Below are 16,189 nucleotides of genomic sequence, written 5' to 3' on the forward strand. Positions count from 1 at the left end.
GGATTTGGACGAACTCAAAAATGAAACGTTACCTGAGTGGCAGCATTACTACAATTGGCAACGCGCTCACGGCTCATTCAAAGGTAAAACTCCAATGGATGTTGTATGTGAACGGCTTGAAAAAAACACCGCTTTGGGAAGACGTTCACGCTAACTACGAAACTGAAAATGAACGCATTCAGTTATCGAATTATCAGCGTGATCTTCAACTACGAAAAGTGAAATGATGTCTATGAATCACACACTCTATGTGCCATATCTTGTCCGAGCTAATACATATAAAACACAAAGCTGGCTTGCTTAACCTTGCTGATAATAGATACTCTGGCCTTCTCCTGTTTCGTTTATGTGTAATAATTTAGTTATGACACATAAACACTATATTTGAAGTTGGCCACTACATGAACTCGTTATTTCTATAAAACACTCGCTCTATCTAAGCAAGAAAGTGTTGTTTGGCCTTGCTGGTTATAGAGTTCAGCTATCTCCTCTCGGCCTTGTGCTTTTTTATCTAAACAATACAACAACTCGTTTGGGCGCATTAATTTTGCATTGATAGGTAGAAAATCAAGCTTATTATCATTCATATGCGTATTATCTAAACCAATAAACATACCAATATTACCATCAGGGTGATCAACAGACCATTCTTCAGGTGCACCATCCATGTCTAATTGTAGTGTAAGAAAACGGTGTTCTATGAGGCGCTCTTTAAAGTTATCGATATTAGGTATTATGCGGCCAATTGTTTGAATTAGGTTCATTTGCCAAGAGCTGCTAAATCTTTGAATGGATTCATTGGTTTCTATATATACCTCAAATGGTGTTTCAGGGCTTGATAAGCCACTTGTAGCAACGATCTGATTTTCCCATTCTGGTGGTGTAACCAAAACAATATTTCGCGTGCTGCCATGCCAATGAGGGTAATCTGCTAAATAAGGATTTAAAAAGCTCAGCTCTAATGTTTCGTTTATTTCACCGGCTTGTTGCCAATAAGATGATAATATTGCTTGCTCTGATTCAGTTTGTTGTTGAACATCTAAATTACTTTGCAAAAATTTACTCTTATCATAACTGCCTTTTTTCCATGGGCGTGTCATATCATTTGGTAGGCTTTCCCACGACTCTATGGCTAAATGAAAGTCGCTACTTAATGAGTCAAACTCTGCACCCTCGGCATCTAATCCAGTGTAGATTATATAATCTTCATCGAACTTAGTTTTAATGTCGTAACTACCATCACTTTCCAATTCAAAGCGAGCTTTATTCCAAGGAATATCCGCTTCGTCTTTTTTCATCATTTTATAAAGTGCATAAAATGCTTCATCACCCTGAGAATTTTTCAGTACACCATCGACTATATCTATATCATAAATTTTTTCTTCGCCGCCGATATAGTAAGTTCCAGTCATAAAACCACAGGTGTTTTCTCGACTCAGACCGATATCACAATAAGCTTTATCCCACTGTTCGGGTAATGCGTTGAACATTGATTGGCCAATATGCTGGTGAATTTCTTCTGCTGAATTAAACATTGCTACTCCTAGAGATTAAAATTAAACATCCTGTTCAGTTAATTGGATATGATGTGCTTTAAAGCTGTTAATTAATTTTTTTGATGGATTACTGTGCTCTAAACCAATGACTTGTTTTAAGTTAGGTAGCAGTGGTAAGTCTTTTGATGCTTTGTTGCTTACTTTTAATACCTCATCTCCACAGCCTGGATCCCAAAAAGGCCATATCTGAGAATAAACTTCTGAGCCGCCATCGACACCGCAATCTTGTGTCAGAGAAGTGACTTTTGCTAACAGTTCCTCTGGGATATCAAGTCCTTTAAAGTAAGCGAGTACCTCGGGTATAACTTCATATCCTTCTTGCTCTTTATCAATTTCTCGCTGGTGGTATTCAGCTATAAACTCGGTAAGGTCAAACTTAGGGGTTAATAAATTTTTGTTATACATCAGCTCTTCAATAACAAGTAACTTAAAATGCAGATCGTTAAATTTGATTTTAGGTTTTTTATTAATCGGAAATGCTTTGGGTGTGTTTTTAAGAGCTAAAATTCTTTCGATAAGTTGTTCAAGCTGTACTTTTGTTTTACTGTTTGGGGTAAGTTTTGAAAGGTTCTCTAAAAATGTAATGGTATTATTTTTTACCATTAATTTTTTAGCAGCCTTGTTATAGCTCGTATTTATAAAGGCGTTTGGGTCATTTTTAATGTTTACTATTTCTTGGTTATATTCTTTAACTCGTTTTTTAACAATCTTAGCATTACCGTCACCCTTATTTAACTGGGTTATATAACTCTTTATTTTATCAATCTTCGTTTGTGGGTTTGGATAAATGCCATAGCCATTAAATACGCCTTGAGTTATAAAGTAATCAAGCTGCTCGTCATTCCAATGTGTAATATGAGTTGAAAGTAACGTTAAGATCTCTTTTGATTTTTTATATAAAAAGTCGCTTTTTTCGGTATAAAAACCAATTATTTCGCTTATTAAAATATAAAGTAGTAAATCACGATTTTCATCGTTTTGTTTGCTACATACAATGTCATTAATTAATTGTGTATATTTTTCTAAGGGGTCTGAGGCTGATGGTAATAAACTGATTAGAAGATTACTGGTATTTTGGTAAGGATAAGTATGTAAAAACTTAAATGCTAAATTGCCACCAATATGTTTTAGGCCTTCATACCCCTCACTGTGATAAGAAGGATGATAAAAATATAAAGAAATTAAATCACTCACCATCTCCCTTAAATCAGCGTCCTTTGCAGGTGTTGGGTTTTGGAACAGTTGCGTGTTTTTCTCAAGTAATAGCTGTTCTATTTCACTTTCTAATAACTCTGTGTGCATAAGCAAAGCATGATGATAATTTTTGTCAAAAATAACTTTATAATCTGATGAACTAAATAGCTGTAAAAAATAATATAATTTCGTAGGTTGGCTTTGACCTTCACGAAATAATCTTAACTCTTTAATTAGTGATGAATAAAGTAGCATAAGAGTTGCTTGATCAAAGACATCTTTCCAATGACGGTTTATCTTATCTTTTAATGACTTGTTTAATTTCTGTGTTTTTAAATCTAGTTCATCCAAGTCAGGAATGAACGTTTTAAAAAATGACATAAGGTATCCATTAATAACTTCTTAACTTTACAAAAACACCAGTTAAGATTTAAATAATCATAACTTATTTAGGTAGTTAAAGTAATTATCAGTTATTTGGGTTAAAAGTGACAATACATAGATTAAATTATGTATTATTGTGTATTGATATTAAACCTTTATTCCGATTATTTCCCAGTTCTAAGTAAAGTATCAATATATGCTAGCTCTTCGCGAAAAAGACCGCTAAAGAATGTGGATTGTTCAACTTTTACGGCGTCATCGGGTTGGGCTTTGCTGATATCTGATAAGTTTTGTTGTTAACCACCAGCATTCGTTGCTCGAAGTGTTTATCGCTGTTGTTAGAAATGATGACCATTTTATCTTTTGTAAATTAAAGCGATAGAGCGTTACGGGATATGGTCATAGGCTTGTTGCTCTTGTGATGGAGAGTTACCAGTATTTACAGCATTACGGTCTAACAGCTTACTGTTTACAGTGCTTGTTGCAGTGCGACTTGCTGTGATTGACTTAAAAATTTTGTCGTCATAATGCGTGGTCAGCCTCAGTTAAAATTAAAGGTGACATTTAATATTGAAGGTTAAGCAGGGCTATATGTGAGTCATGCAGCAGCAAAAAAATGAAGCAGTAGTCATAACAAAATTGGGCTGACTCTTTACTGAATTATCAAAATACGATTGTAATTAGTTAGATAGTTTTGAGATATATTAGCATCAATATTTTAATATCAAGGTAGCCCATTGTTCTGGTCTTTTCTTTTTTACAATATTACCAATTTTATTAGCTATAAAGGGTAAAAACACACGTTTGCTAGATGATGGTAATCGTTTTTACTCATTAAGTATCATAACTGCTGGTAGCGGCGCATTGCACTATATTTCTATTCGACTGGTATGCAAGATGGCATAAAGTAATAGGTAAAAGAAAAAAGTCCCCAAAATTTTGCAGGTGTTGTTTAAGCTTTATTATATTTTATTTATAACATTTAGCTCTATGTTTTTTATTAGCATGCCTTATGGCATATTTTTATTTAAAAGGGAAAAAGATCAGAATGGTTAAAGAAATTTAGAGTCAGGAAATCGCGACTATTCATTAAGTTTTGTATGGCATTTCATGGTTTACTTCATTATAGCAGTGTATTTTGTAACTTTTATGCTTTGCGTATTTTTAATGTTTTACCTACATTATTTTTTGAATAATGAATCTAGATGATGGTGAGTGAAATGACTGTGGCCAGCTTACAGATAAATTCAATACCAAAACTAAAATACAGTTTAGCTTGTGCTTTAGCTATATGATACTGTAAATGCACTCAGATCTAGGGTTATCGGGTTTTTATTGGCATATATATGTATATTGTTCTTGGTGCTCATATTAGCAGCTCAAACTGGGTGATTAATATGTATAATTTAGTTGCCGGGTGCGCTATAGCTTTTTCCCTGATTTATATTTTAGGATTAATATTTACGTATAAATGTGAGTGATAATTTAATGATTTAGATATTTAATTTTTATTTTTAATGTCTAACTTAGTATTACTGCTATTTTCTAACAGTAAATATTTAATGTGAGTGTTAATGTTATTAAAAGATTAAAAAGACGAAATAAAAAACAATTTAAATACTAAAGAAGTCAGCTCTAAATTTTAGTCTGCAACAGACTCAGCAAGTATTAAATTATTAGCCGCAGTGAATTTTTTATAATATATAACTTACCTAATACATGGAGAAATATAAGGTGCAACTGCTTAAGCCTCTTTTTTTACTGAGCATTATACTGTTTAGTCAGTTTACGATGGGGGAAAGTTTATATTTTTATGTGGGAAAAGCGACTCCTTATCTTAGTGTATGCTCACTAAAAAATGATTTATCTGAAAGTAACTCAGTTGTTGATTTTACCAATGATTTACTAGGTAAAATCTATCACTCATCCGCAGAGACAGAGAAGGCTGTTATTGCTTTAGGTGCTAATGAATACCTTGATCAGTTGAGTTATCAATCTGCGCTTGGTGTTACTGAGGAATATGAGTTGTATACTTTGCGAAGGTGCGAGCGTTATGCCGTGAGCCTTTTAAAGAAACTATGCCCAGATAACGCGAGTAAATTTTTATTTTCTAAACTTACATGTACAAAGGCAGAACGCTATTTTAAATAAGAATAAAGCCCATTAATATCTTGCGTTCAAACTTGTAGTAGCATAGTTAATTTGGCTACCCATTAAAAAGAAATATTATGCTAGTAAGCATACAAATTTTGGTAAAAAATGACGAAATTAAGACGCGCAGCGTATTCTGCGGCAATCAAATTAGAAACAGCTAAGCTTGTCGTTGACCAAGGCGATAAACAATAAGAAGCAGCCAAAGCAATGGGTGGTTGTTAAAACAACCGTAAGTAAGTGGGTTACTCAATTAAAGCCAGAACGTAATGGTCAGTCACCAACTGCTTCACCAATGACACCCGAACAAATAGAAATATGGGAACTTAAAAAGCAAATCCAACGCATCGAATTAGGAAAGGATATATCAAAAAAGCTACCGCTCTCTTTATGTCCGACTCCCTGAACAATTCTCCTTAATTGAGAAGTTAAATCAACGGGAGCGTTATCCAATTAGCGTGTTGTGTAGCGTATTCAATGCGCATCGTAGCGGCTATAAATATTGGGCTATACGGGATACAACGCCGACACCTGAGCAATTAAGGCTGAATTAAAAGCAATACATGTGATGAGTGATGGTTTAGCAGGGGCAAGGACAATCGCTATAATAGCAACGAGTAATAAGTTTGAATTAAGCCGTTATCGTGCCGCTAAGCTGATGGTTAAACTAAAATTAAAGAGCTGCTAAGTCCCACAGCATCAATATAAACATGATGATAATGAACACCTTGAAATCCCAAATTTGCTAGATAGGCAGTTTGATGTTGTTGATCCAGATACCGTGTGGTGCCGTGATGTTACATATATTTACACAGGTAATTGCTGGGCTTATTTAGCCGTTATTGATTTATTTGCGCGTAAAGTTGTTGGCTGGGCAATGTCGTTGTCGCCAAAGACTAACTTAACGCTAAAAGCGCTTGAACTTGCGTATGAAAGTAGAGGAAAACCGGCTGAACTGATGTTTGATTCAGATCAAGGTAGCCATTATACAAGCTTACAATATCGCCAACGTTTATGGCGCTATGAAATCACAAAAGCATGAGTCGACGCGGAAACCGTTGGGATAATGCGCCAATGGAGCGATTTTTAGAAGCTTTAAAACGGAGTGGATGGCGAAGGTATGATACTTTAGTACTTTATCGGTTGTATTTATACTTTATGAAGCGCATAACCCAGTAGTTCAAAATAGTGGTTAAGTGCTTCATTTGCTTTATTGATATGCTCACTATTTGGGTATATTAAATTACTACTTTTTAAGCCTCCCACCAAAAAGCTATTTTTTATATATGTGTGGCCTTCAATACAGGCTTCAAAACACCGTGCTGCAAGCTCTTCTGGCATGCTCATATAATTCATATTGTGGGCTTTATCGTGTTCTATACACGTTTGTACAAAGTTATTTGCATCAATACCATCTTCATCTAGAAATACATGTTTATAAAAACTGTTCAAAGCATTATTAAGTGGATGCGATAAATTAGGCGTGTTTGAAAGCCACAATTTTGAGGCAAAGCCAAATTGTGGTTTTGTTGCAAATAAGTGCTCGCTTATATGATGGTCAAACGCATGGAACCATTCATGAGCAAGTGCACCACCGCCTGCATTTTTTGCAAGAGCAAGTGTTTGAGAGGCTGCATTATAATGCGCTTGCACGCCTTTTTGACCACCATGGCCAAATGCAAAGTTAAGCTTCCCGCGCAGGCCAATTGCTTTAGGTGGTAAATGCAGTATTTGCGCAAGGTCGGCCAGTGCATCGTAAATTAAATTGGCGCTAATGTAGCGCTCTTCTTTAGTTACCCATTTACCAACGACCATTGACCTAAAGCCGAAGGTATCTCTTATATCGCTAAAGTCGACTTGGTCGTCAAAGCGATAGTCGGGTCCTTGGCGAGTAAAGCCACGTTTTAGTCTGTTAGGGTAGTTACGCATTGCAAGTTTCATATAGTAACGAATTTAATCTAAGTAACGTGCTTTTACGTGCTCAGGCATGTGTTGGGTTTGTTTTTGTATTAATTCATTTAGCGCATTATAAAGTGGTGCGGGATTTAGCTGCTCTATTAAAAACAAACTATGCGCTACAGCTTCAAGTGTGGATAGGCTGTCGGCCCGAGGAGCTTTACGAATAGCATAACGATTTTTAGGTAGCTGTTTAAAACTGACCGTTTTAAATTGATTTAGTAATGTGGTGAGCTGCAAAATTTTGTAGACTTTTTTCCATGTACCATCAACCACGATTAAATGGGTGATGTTTTTTACATTTGGCTGCTCAGTGTTATCGTCTAAATTTACAGCGTGTTCGTTAGGGTAGAGTAAAACAGTTGAGCTTACAGGCAGTGTTTTTAGTATGGAAAAGTCATCATTATTTTCGCCTTTGATTATTTGGCAATCAGTTAGGCATAAATTGAGTAGTTTAGCGGTATTTTTTGCTATTTTTTCTTCACTCGGGTGCTGTAGAATAATAACCGTAACTTTGTTGTTTATATTTGTAATTGCGTTGCAAATACAGGTGTTTATTGAAAAGTTACAATGATTACAAAGTGTGCGTGCCATTTAATAAACTTTTTGTTGCCAGTATGATCCTCGCAATTATACATTTATAAGGTAATTAAGTTGGTTTTTTTTACGCATCAATATAAAGTAGTACTATTAAACTGTAACTTACATGGATTGTTTTAAGGGCTTAAAATATGACAGAAATAAATATTGATACATCAGCATTAGAGAGTATGGAATCGTTATTGGGTGAGCAGTTTGCTGATACACTTGATTTTTGCTGCTCAGAGTTTGAACGTTTAGGCTCAGAAGTGTTAGCAACCATTGGTAAAGATAAAGAAGCAGCTATTCGCCACTCTCATAGCTTAAAATCGAATGCGGCGCAGTTTGGTGCTTCAAGCCTTGCTGAAGTATCGCGTGTTATTGAACAAAATTTAAACCTAGATAACTTAGCTGAAGCTATCGACGCATCTAATAGCTTAATGGCTCAAGTAACAGGCTCTCAAGCTAAGCTAAATGAATGGTTAGCATCTCGTTAATTATTGACGCTGAAACGTGAATTTATTTCAGTATTAAGCACCTAAATTGACTGGCATTTTACGCCTTTACTAGGTTAGTCTAAAGACTCACTAGGGCGTGTTGATCTTTCGGGATTGAATTTGCAACGAGTGTCTGGTTTTTAGGTTAGGCAGAGCCTATGCAGTGTGGTTTTTCCACATAAATAGGCGAGAACAACACATAAAATCCAAACACGCATTGCCCAGAGGGTTCTTCCTAGGGGCTATTTTCTCTTTGTTACTCAATTTTTACTTAGCCCACTAGGTTACAAATCTCGCGCCGCGATTAAATCGCCCCTAGGTTGAACAAATTTAATCCATAAAGTCAATACGCCCTAAAGAGGTAAAAATGTCTGATATTAAAAAGAGTCACAAATTAGAGGGTGTATGTTATGACATTCGTGGGCCGGTTTTAGCACAAGCTAAAAAAATGGAAGACGAAGGTCAAAAAGTATTAAAATTGAATATAGGTAATCCAGCTGCTTTTGGTTTTGATATGCCAGAAGATATGCACCGCGATATTATCCGCAATTTATATTCAGCCCAAGGTTACTGTGACTCTAAAGGCCTCTATTCAGCCCGCGTGGCTATTTATCAGCACTACCAACAACGTGGATTACATAATTTAGATGTAGATAGCATATATATTGGTAATGGCGTAAGCGAACTTATTCAGATGATCACCCAAGCGCTATTAAATAATGGCGATGAAGTGCTTATTCCAGCTCCAGATTATCCACTTTGGACTGCTTCTGTCACATTATCGGGTGGTAATCCGGTGCATTATTTATGTGATGAAGAGCAAGATTGGTTTCCGGATATTGCAGATATAAAAAGCAAAATAACGTCTAAAACTAAAGCTTTGGTATTAATTAATCCTAATAATCCGACAGGTGCGGTTTACAGTGATGATTTGTTAATGCAATTAATTGATATAGCGCGTGAACATAAACTGCTGTTATTGAGCGATGAGATTTACGAAAAGATTTTATACGATGGTATAACGCATACTTCAATCGGCTCACTGTGTGATGATGTACCAATCATTACTTTCAATGGTTTAGCAAAAACCTACCGTGCAGCGGGGCTAAGAATGGGGTGGATGGTTCTAAGCGGTCGTACCTCGGTAATGGATGATTTACGCAAAGGCCTTGAAATACTTTCATCTATGCGTTTGTGCGCCAATGTACCTGCGCAATATGCAATTCAACAAGCGTTGGGCGGCGTGCAATCAATTGATAATTTAATTAACCCAGGTGGGCGCTTATACGAGCAGCGCGATATAGCATGGCGCGGGTTAAACGCTATTGAAGGCATTAGTTGTAAAAAACCTAAAGGTGCGCTCTATGCGTTTGCCAAAGTAGATACAGCACTTTTTAACGTTAAAGATGATGAAAAGATGATGTACGATTTGCTAAAAGCCGAAAAAATATTACTTGTACATGGCAGGGCGTTTAATTGGCCCGAGCCGGATCATTTTAGATTGGTATTTTTACCAAGCAAAGATGATTTATCGGATGCGATGTTAAAAATGAAGCGCTTTTTTAAAGACTATCGCCAAGTATAGTTATTTAAAAAATAAAAAAACGAGCCAAATTTGGCTCGTTTTTTACATTAGTCATGAATATATTGGCTAATACGCTTTATCTACACGCACCGTGTTGTCGTTCAAGTACACTAATCTTACGTTATCGCCTTTGCTAAAGCGCATTGATTGGTCTTGATCTTGAACAACCATAAACTGGTCGCCGTTTTCAACTTGTATTAATAACTCTACAAAATGATTTTGCTGATAATGACTTTGCTGCTGCCTATTGTGTGCAACACTGCCGCCAATTACCGAGCCTAATATTGTTGCTACTGTGCGGCCGCTACCGCCACCAAACTGGTTGCCTACAACACCACCGAGTAATGCACCGCCGAAGGTTTTCCAGCCGTTGTTTTTGTCTTGAATGATTTCTTGTTCGGTAATATTGCGTACCGATTTTACGTCACCAAATAAAACTTGCTGCACAGGGACTGCTTTATTGCGCTCGTATTGAGCAAAAGTTGGCGCGCTCACACTAAGTAGGGCACACATTATTAATATTATAGCTTTCATAATAATCTCCTATTGGTAGCCTTTATGGGCTTATTAGCCCGTAAAGGCTTAGTAACTACCAACCAAATGTCGATTTTTCTTTAGTTTTACGAATTTCAGTTTCGTCAGCCCATTCTACAAGGCCGCTTTCCATATCCATTAAGCGCATTGTAAATTTGTAATAAACATCTGATTTATCAGCGTTTGATTTAACTATGCTCGATAAATTTCCGTATAACATATATTGCGCGCCAATTTGTTTACCAAATGCAACGGCTGTTGCAGGGTTAACAAGGGCATCTTCGTTTTGAAACGTTAATTGCTCACGTACTGACTCAACACGCGTCATATCTACAAAACGGAATTTACCACTGCGTAGCATTTGCGTTGAGATTGAATCGGTGATTGATTCAGTATCAATGTGCTCACTAGTTTTGTTTTTAATACGCTCAACAAATACTACAGGGCGTTTATTAGCGGTCATTGTGCCAACAACGGGTGAGCTGAGTAATGAATCGGTCATTTGGCTAGCTACTTTTTGTAAATCGGTAGAGCCAAAATTAATATCGGTTGTTTCTACTGCTTGTGCATCGCCATAACTTACTACGGCTTTATTAGCACAGCCACTTAATACTAAAGCGCTCAAGCCAACTAAAGCGTAAGTTGATACTGTTTTAAATTTGTTACTGATGATCATGGTTGTTTCCTTTAATCTTTAAATTCTTGTGATTCGGTAGACACTTCTCTTACTGCTAAAGAAAAGGTAACCGCATCAGAGCTCGGTGCTAAGCCCGGTAATTGTGTTTTTGCAAAACCAAATAAGGTGAGTGCTTGCCAAGGTGAATGGTTGCCTTTAATTACAAAGCCGTCTTTATCAAACCAATTAAACTGATACTGTAAATATTGTGATTTTTTATACTGGCTCGAAAGTGTCACTACTACATCGGTTAACTGGTTGGTTTGACGTGTTTTCACATCAGTAATGGCCAGCTTTTTACCAAGCTCTGGGTTATCTACACGTAATTGCTCATTAAACTGGTTTTTATTTTGTTCAACAGAAATACCCGATGTAACCGGTTGGCTGGAACATGCACTGAGCATTAAGGCTGCTAATAATGGCGCTATGTATTTCATGATGGCTCCTAAAGTTGAACTACGTGGTAATTAAAGTAGTTATTAATAGAGGTTAAGTAAATTAACGTTAACCCTTGCTTACTAATGGTAAAATTTATGGGTGCTTGTGTGCCTATATGCACAGAATGCTCACCTGTATTTAGGCTTTGCCTTGCGACACTTATTTGATTTGGAAGTGTAAGCCAGCTGCGTGTATCAGCTTGCTCAGACGCCAAATTATAAATATTAGCAAGTATGTTACCTACATCACCGGCACTGCGAGCAAGTTCTGCCCGTACTTTCTCTTTGGCTACTAATCTGAGTACTTGGCGAGCGACTTTTGCAGGTATTTGATCTTCTAGAGTTTTAGCTGCAAGTGCCTCAATGTGTACCAGTGGGCTAAGCGCCAAGCTTTGTGCATCTATATTTATATTGTTAAGGCGGCGCACATAGGCATTATCTTTATATACCGGCATCGCCAAGCTGTAAAAGCGTGCATCGCCACGTGATGAATAAATTGGCAAGCGCAGTTTAAATTCATCTTGTTTTGGTACTAATCCTTGTTCAAATAAAACAATTACTTCGCCTTGTGATGAAGAAATAGTGGGCGTATCGCCAAAGCGTTTTTTAAATTCATTTAGATCTTGGTCAAACCCTTGTTTTTTAGCAAGGCGCATCACATCTTGCTGTAAATAAATATTGTTAGGTTGTATAGCCAATGCTTTTTTATAATCGATATAGGCGTCGTCGTATTGTTTAGCACTTTGGTAAAGCAAAGCAGATAAGTAAAATGTGTAGGCATTTTGAAAGCCATTTTTTATGTTTCTGGTTACATTGCTCATGCTTGGGTAGTGTTGCTGAGCTTCTTTAACGGTTGAGTCTACTTCTGCTTCATTCTCGCTAAGCGCATCAACTTGTACTTTATTAGCTCGGCGAATTTCGACCAATGCGCCTTCAACATCATTTTTATACACGTAGTTAAGTGCTTTATAACTATGAAGCATGCTCATTTCGTAAGCGGGTGGCACATAAGTTATTGCTGAGTCGTTGGTAAATAAAGCGTTACTTTGTTCAAGGCCCGCACTAACTTGTATTTTGGCGGCTTCACGCTTTTTTTGCATTTGCGTATACACGTTCTCAAATTTACTTTGTGCATCATCTGGTGTATTTGCTAAGTCGTTTAAACGAGCTTGCTCAAGTTGGTTGAGTAAGTAGCTGCTGTGCAGGGTGCTATTATTAGCAATAAGGGATTGCGCTTCTTCGATGTTGTTTTTCTCGATCGCATTTCTTATTGGTGTCATTTGTGTGGCATAGTCATTAAATAGGTCATTAAAACCCATTGTGCTACACCCACTTAAAATAAAACAAAAGCTTAAAATTATACTGCGGCGCACTGAGCACTCCTCTTAATTTACCTGTATACATTAACATACTATTTTTAGCTAAATGTGTGAAATATTGTAAAAAATCGTAGAGTAAAACTGCCTGCTAATAAAGAAATATAAAGTGACATTAGTGAACAAAGTGTGAATTTTTTTGGTTTATTATCACTCCACTGAAATAGTATTTTCGCTTTAGCGGTCTTGCTAAGAGTTATATCACTTAGAGGAATTAAAAAATGAAAAAGTTTACAGGTGCAGCAATGGCTGTAATGGTAGCAGGTTTAGTTGGTTGTAATGCAACAGAGGCAGAAACGGCAACATCAAGTGCAGTTGCTAGTAATGGCGCAACAACTGATTTAGTTCATTGTTATGATGCGAATGTATGTGGTGGCCATAACGATTGTAAAACAGCTGAGAATGCATGTTCAGGTCAAGCGTCATGTAAAGGGACTGGTTTTGTAGCAATGCCTGCAAAATCATGTGCTGACGTTGGCGGTACAGTAAAAGATAAATGGGTTGGCAGTGTAGCTAAAGCAGATTTAGTACATTGTAACGATGTAAATGTGTGTGGCGGTCATAACGATTGTAAGACTGCTAATAATGCTTGTGCTGGACATGCATCATGTAAAGGCACCGGTTTTGTATCAATGCCTGCAAAAGCATGTGGTGATATTGGTGGTTCTGTAGGTAGCTAATACCAATTTATCGAACGCATAAAATAAGCTTGAACGATGTGTTTATTATTCAGGCTTATTAAGGAAGTTTATGACAAATCGTTTTTTAGGTTTTGGTTTAGGACTAAGAGCCCCGCATTTTGAGCAAATTATTGCAGATAAACCAGCTGTAGATTGGTTTGAAATTATTTCAGAAAACTATTTTGTAGCCGGTGGAAAACCTTGGCATTATTTAAATAAAATAAGAGCAGATTATCCGATTGTTATGCATGGGGTATCAATGTCGATTGGTAGTATTGACCCTATTGATAAGGACTACTTAAATCAGTTAAAAAACACAATTGCGAGGGTTGAGCCGCATTGGGTGTCTGATCATTTATGTTTTACCCAAGTGGGCGGTATTAATAGCCACGATTTACTACCAATGCCTTACACCTCAGAGGCGCTTGATCATTTAGCAAATAAAATTTCGCAAGTTCAGGACTACCTAGGGCGCGAAATGATTTTTGAAAATGTATCGAGCTATTTAACCTATAACGATTCACAAATGAGTGAGTGGGAATTCTTAGCGCAATTACATAAGCAAACAGGCTGTAAGTTTTTAATGGATGTAAATAATGTTTATGTAAGTGCGCGTAATCACGACTTTAATGCAATGGATTATTTATCAGCTATTCCGAGTACAGCTATTGCACAAATTCACTTAGCAGGACATCAAGACTTTGGTACGCATATTATAGATACGCACGATGAAGATGTTCCCGATGCGGTATGGGACTTATATGCTCAGTATGCAAAAACATTAAATCCGGTAAGTACCATGATTGAACGCGATGATAATATTGGCTCCCTTGATGATTTAATTACTGAGCTTGAGCATGCCAAAGCGCTAGTGAAACCGTTTTGGGATATAAGGTCATGAGTGGTTTAGCAAAGCTGCAACAACAGTTTATGGATTTACTGCAAGGAGAAAGTTCGGATATTAGCGAGCAAATTGCGCAGCAAGGGCAGTTAAATACACAACAGCGACTCTCTATTTATCAAAGCGCTTATAAAATTCGCTTAAGAGCCGTGATTGAGCAAGATCACGAACAGTTGGGCATTTACTTAGGTGATGATTTATTTGAGATGATGGTTGATGGTTATTTAGCTTTATATCCTTCAACTCATACGTCACTACGAATTTTTGCAGAGAAGCTACCAGATTATTTAGCCGCTAATACTCCTTTTAGTGATTACCCCATACTTGCAGATATAGCAAAATTTGAACGACTATTACTAAGTACTTTTGATGCAAGCGATAAAACATTACTTAATGTATCAGAGCTTGAAAGTATTGAACCTCAGCAATGGCCAACTTTACTATTAAAATTACATCCAAGTGTTCAGTTAGTTGTGTTTTATACGTTGGCGGTTGAAAGTTGGCAGGCAATAAAACAAAAGCAAACACCGCCAGAGCCAAGAGTCTCAGAACCTCGCTTTTGGGTTGTAGCACGTGATGCTCAAAGGCGTACACAATATTTAAGCGTTGATGCACAAGAATACCGCTTACTGAGTTTATTAAAACAAAACACACCCTTTGCACAGTTATGTCAATCCTGTTTAAATGAACTCCCAGGCGAGAAAATCGCTGGGTTTTTAATTACTAAAATTAATCAATGGCTTGAACGTGGTTGGTTAATTAGCGAGTGAGTTAAAACAATATAGTTATTTTTCGTTGCGAAGGAATTTTTTTGAAAGCCACCATATACACATTAATTGCTTTAATTGCGTTTGCCGCAAATTCTCTTTTTTGCAGAATGGCCTTAGCAGAAGGTTATATAGATGCTTGGAACTTTACTGTTATTCGCTTACTTAGCGGGGCTGCATGTTTGGGCATTATAATGGCTATTTATACCCATAATTTAAAACGTAAAGGCACATTCAATCCCGCTATTTTAAGTGACAGAGGAAGCTGGCGAAGCAGTATTAGCCTGCTTGTTTACGCGCTTTGTTTTTCGATTGCCTACGTAGAGCTAGATACCGGTACCGGTGCACTAATTTTATTTTCTGCTGTGCAACTTACTATGATTGGCTGGGGTATTTATCAAAAAGAGCAATTAAGCGTACTCCAGTGGTGTGCATTTATAGTGGCGTTATCTGGTTTTGTATATTTAATGCTGCCATCTGCAGCGGTGCCTTCATTATTAGGTGCATCACTTATGGCACTCAGTGGTGTGGCATGGGGTATTTACAGTATTCGCGGTAAAGTGTGCGTATCGCCACTGCTTACTACTGGGTTTAACTTTATAAGAAGCTTAGTTGCTATCCCTGTTTTATTACTTGTAGGTATGAGTTATTTAAAAAATATGAGTATTGAAGGGGTATTACTTGCGTGTGCCTCGGGGGCAATAGCGTCTGGAGTTGGTTATAGTGTTTGGTATGTAGCAATGCCACTACTTAAAAGTACCCAAGCTGCGGTTGTGCAACTTTGTGTGCCGGTACTTGCTGCCATTGCTGGTGTTATGTTTTTATCAGAGCAGGTAACAATTGAGTTTATAGTAGCAAGCTCGTTAATATTAGGGGCCGTGCTGGTGTTTATTTTAAATAAAAAGAAGGCTTAATA

At 37.0% G+C, this 16,189-nt stretch carries 15 protein-coding genes and 1 pseudogene; 8 read left to right on the top strand and 8 right to left on the bottom strand.

Annotated elements, in window-relative coordinates; genetic code table 11:
• Window positions 1-416 precede the first annotated feature (416 nt).
• On the bottom strand, window positions 417-1,535 hold the full coding sequence (locus H5117_RS02365) for a hypothetical protein (RefSeq protein ID WP_182693541.1): 1,119 nt from the start codon (window positions 1,533-1,535) through the stop codon (window positions 417-419).
• Between the two features lie 21 nt (window positions 1,536-1,556).
• Entirely contained in the window at window positions 1,557-3,131 is a 1,575-nt protein-coding gene (locus H5117_RS02370; RefSeq protein ID WP_182736059.1) for a DUF6892 domain-containing protein, read from the bottom strand.
• A gap of 1,737 nt (window positions 3,132-4,868) precedes the next feature.
• Between H5117_RS02370 and H5117_RS02375 the strand changes: the two genes are divergently transcribed.
• Both H5117_RS02375 and H5117_RS20600 read left to right on the top strand, forming a co-directional pair.
• Window positions 4,869-5,285, top strand: coding sequence for a hypothetical protein (locus H5117_RS02375; RefSeq protein WP_182736060.1), 417 nt, complete (start codon window positions 4,869-4,871; stop codon window positions 5,283-5,285).
• Window positions 5,286-5,393: 108 nt separating this feature from the next.
• A pseudogene (locus tag H5117_RS20600) lies at window positions 5,394-6,397 on the top strand (IS3 family transposase); the annotation flags it as partial.
• Window positions 6,398-6,434: 37 nt separating this feature from the next.
• On the opposite strand, the gene H5117_RS02390 reads toward H5117_RS20600, so the two are convergent.
• Together H5117_RS02390 and H5117_RS02395 are read right to left on the bottom strand one after the other, a co-directional pair.
• A complete protein-coding gene (locus H5117_RS02390; protein ID WP_182736204.1) occupies window positions 6,435-7,214 on the bottom strand; it encodes a CLCA_X family protein in 780 nt (259 codons plus the stop codon).
• A gap of 24 nt (window positions 7,215-7,238) precedes the next feature.
• Window positions 7,239-7,835, bottom strand: coding sequence for a tRNA-uridine aminocarboxypropyltransferase (locus tag H5117_RS02395; protein ID WP_024597610.1), 597 nt, complete (start codon window positions 7,833-7,835; stop codon window positions 7,239-7,241).
• Between the two features lie 137 nt (window positions 7,836-7,972).
• On the opposite strand from H5117_RS02395, the gene H5117_RS02400 reads away from it, so the two are divergent.
• Both H5117_RS02400 and H5117_RS02405 read left to right on the top strand, forming a co-directional pair.
• Window positions 7,973-8,317 (top strand): Hpt domain-containing protein, encoded by a 345-nt coding sequence (locus H5117_RS02400; protein WP_002959674.1) that lies wholly within the window; start codon window positions 7,973-7,975, stop codon window positions 8,315-8,317.
• Between the two features lie 367 nt (window positions 8,318-8,684).
• Window positions 8,685-9,902: a pyridoxal phosphate-dependent aminotransferase gene (locus H5117_RS02405; RefSeq protein WP_024597609.1), complete on the top strand. Its 1,218-nt coding sequence runs from the start codon at window positions 8,685-8,687 to the stop codon at window positions 9,900-9,902.
• 66 nt (window positions 9,903-9,968) lie between these two features.
• Here the strand turns inward: H5117_RS02405 and H5117_RS02410 are convergent, their stop codons facing one another.
• From H5117_RS02410 to H5117_RS02425, 4 genes are read right to left on the bottom strand one after another with little or no spacing between them, the layout of a single operon-like run.
• Window positions 9,969-10,436, bottom strand: coding sequence for a glycine zipper 2TM domain-containing protein (locus tag H5117_RS02410; RefSeq protein ID WP_002959676.1), 468 nt, complete (start codon window positions 10,434-10,436; stop codon window positions 9,969-9,971).
• A 55-nt stretch (window positions 10,437-10,491) separates the two neighbouring features.
• Window positions 10,492-11,112, bottom strand: a complete 621-nt coding sequence (gene lpoB, locus H5117_RS02415; RefSeq protein WP_002959677.1) for a penicillin-binding protein activator LpoB — start codon at window positions 11,110-11,112, stop codon at window positions 10,492-10,494.
• Window positions 11,113-11,123: 11 nt separating this feature from the next.
• Window positions 11,124-11,549 carry a YcfL family protein gene (locus tag H5117_RS02420; protein ID WP_002959678.1) on the bottom strand — a complete coding sequence of 142 codons (426 nt, stop codon included), beginning with the start codon at window positions 11,547-11,549 and terminating at the stop codon, window positions 11,124-11,126.
• Between the two features lie 8 nt (window positions 11,550-11,557).
• The gene (locus tag H5117_RS02425; RefSeq protein WP_024595111.1) at window positions 11,558-12,922 is read right to left on the bottom strand and encodes a COG3014 family protein; all 1,365 of its coding nucleotides are present in this window, start codon (window positions 12,920-12,922) and stop codon (window positions 11,558-11,560) included.
• A gap of 224 nt (window positions 12,923-13,146) precedes the next feature.
• On the opposite strand from H5117_RS02425, the gene H5117_RS02430 reads away from it, so the two are divergent.
• From H5117_RS02430 to H5117_RS02445, 4 genes are all read left to right on the top strand, one after another.
• Window positions 13,147-13,605 (top strand): hypothetical protein, encoded by a 459-nt coding sequence (locus H5117_RS02430; RefSeq protein WP_182736062.1) that lies wholly within the window; start codon window positions 13,147-13,149, stop codon window positions 13,603-13,605.
• Window positions 13,606-13,675: 70 nt separating this feature from the next.
• Window positions 13,676-14,506, top strand: a complete 831-nt coding sequence (locus H5117_RS02435; protein WP_154903261.1) for a DUF692 domain-containing protein — start codon at window positions 13,676-13,678, stop codon at window positions 14,504-14,506.
• Window positions 14,503-15,276, top strand: coding sequence for a DNA-binding domain-containing protein (locus H5117_RS02440; protein WP_182733207.1), 774 nt, complete (start codon window positions 14,503-14,505; stop codon window positions 15,274-15,276). The genes H5117_RS02435 and H5117_RS02440 overlap by 4 nt, the downstream gene beginning before the upstream one ends.
• A 41-nt stretch (window positions 15,277-15,317) precedes the next feature.
• Complete coding sequence (locus tag H5117_RS02445; protein ID WP_182736063.1) at window positions 15,318-16,187, top strand: DMT family transporter; 870 nt, start codon at window positions 15,318-15,320, stop codon at window positions 16,185-16,187.
• Window positions 16,188-16,189: the final 2 nt, after the last annotated feature.

The organism is Pseudoalteromonas sp. SG45-1 (assembly GCF_014164135.1).
GTDB lineage: Bacteria > Pseudomonadota > Gammaproteobacteria > Enterobacterales > Alteromonadaceae > Pseudoalteromonas > Pseudoalteromonas distincta.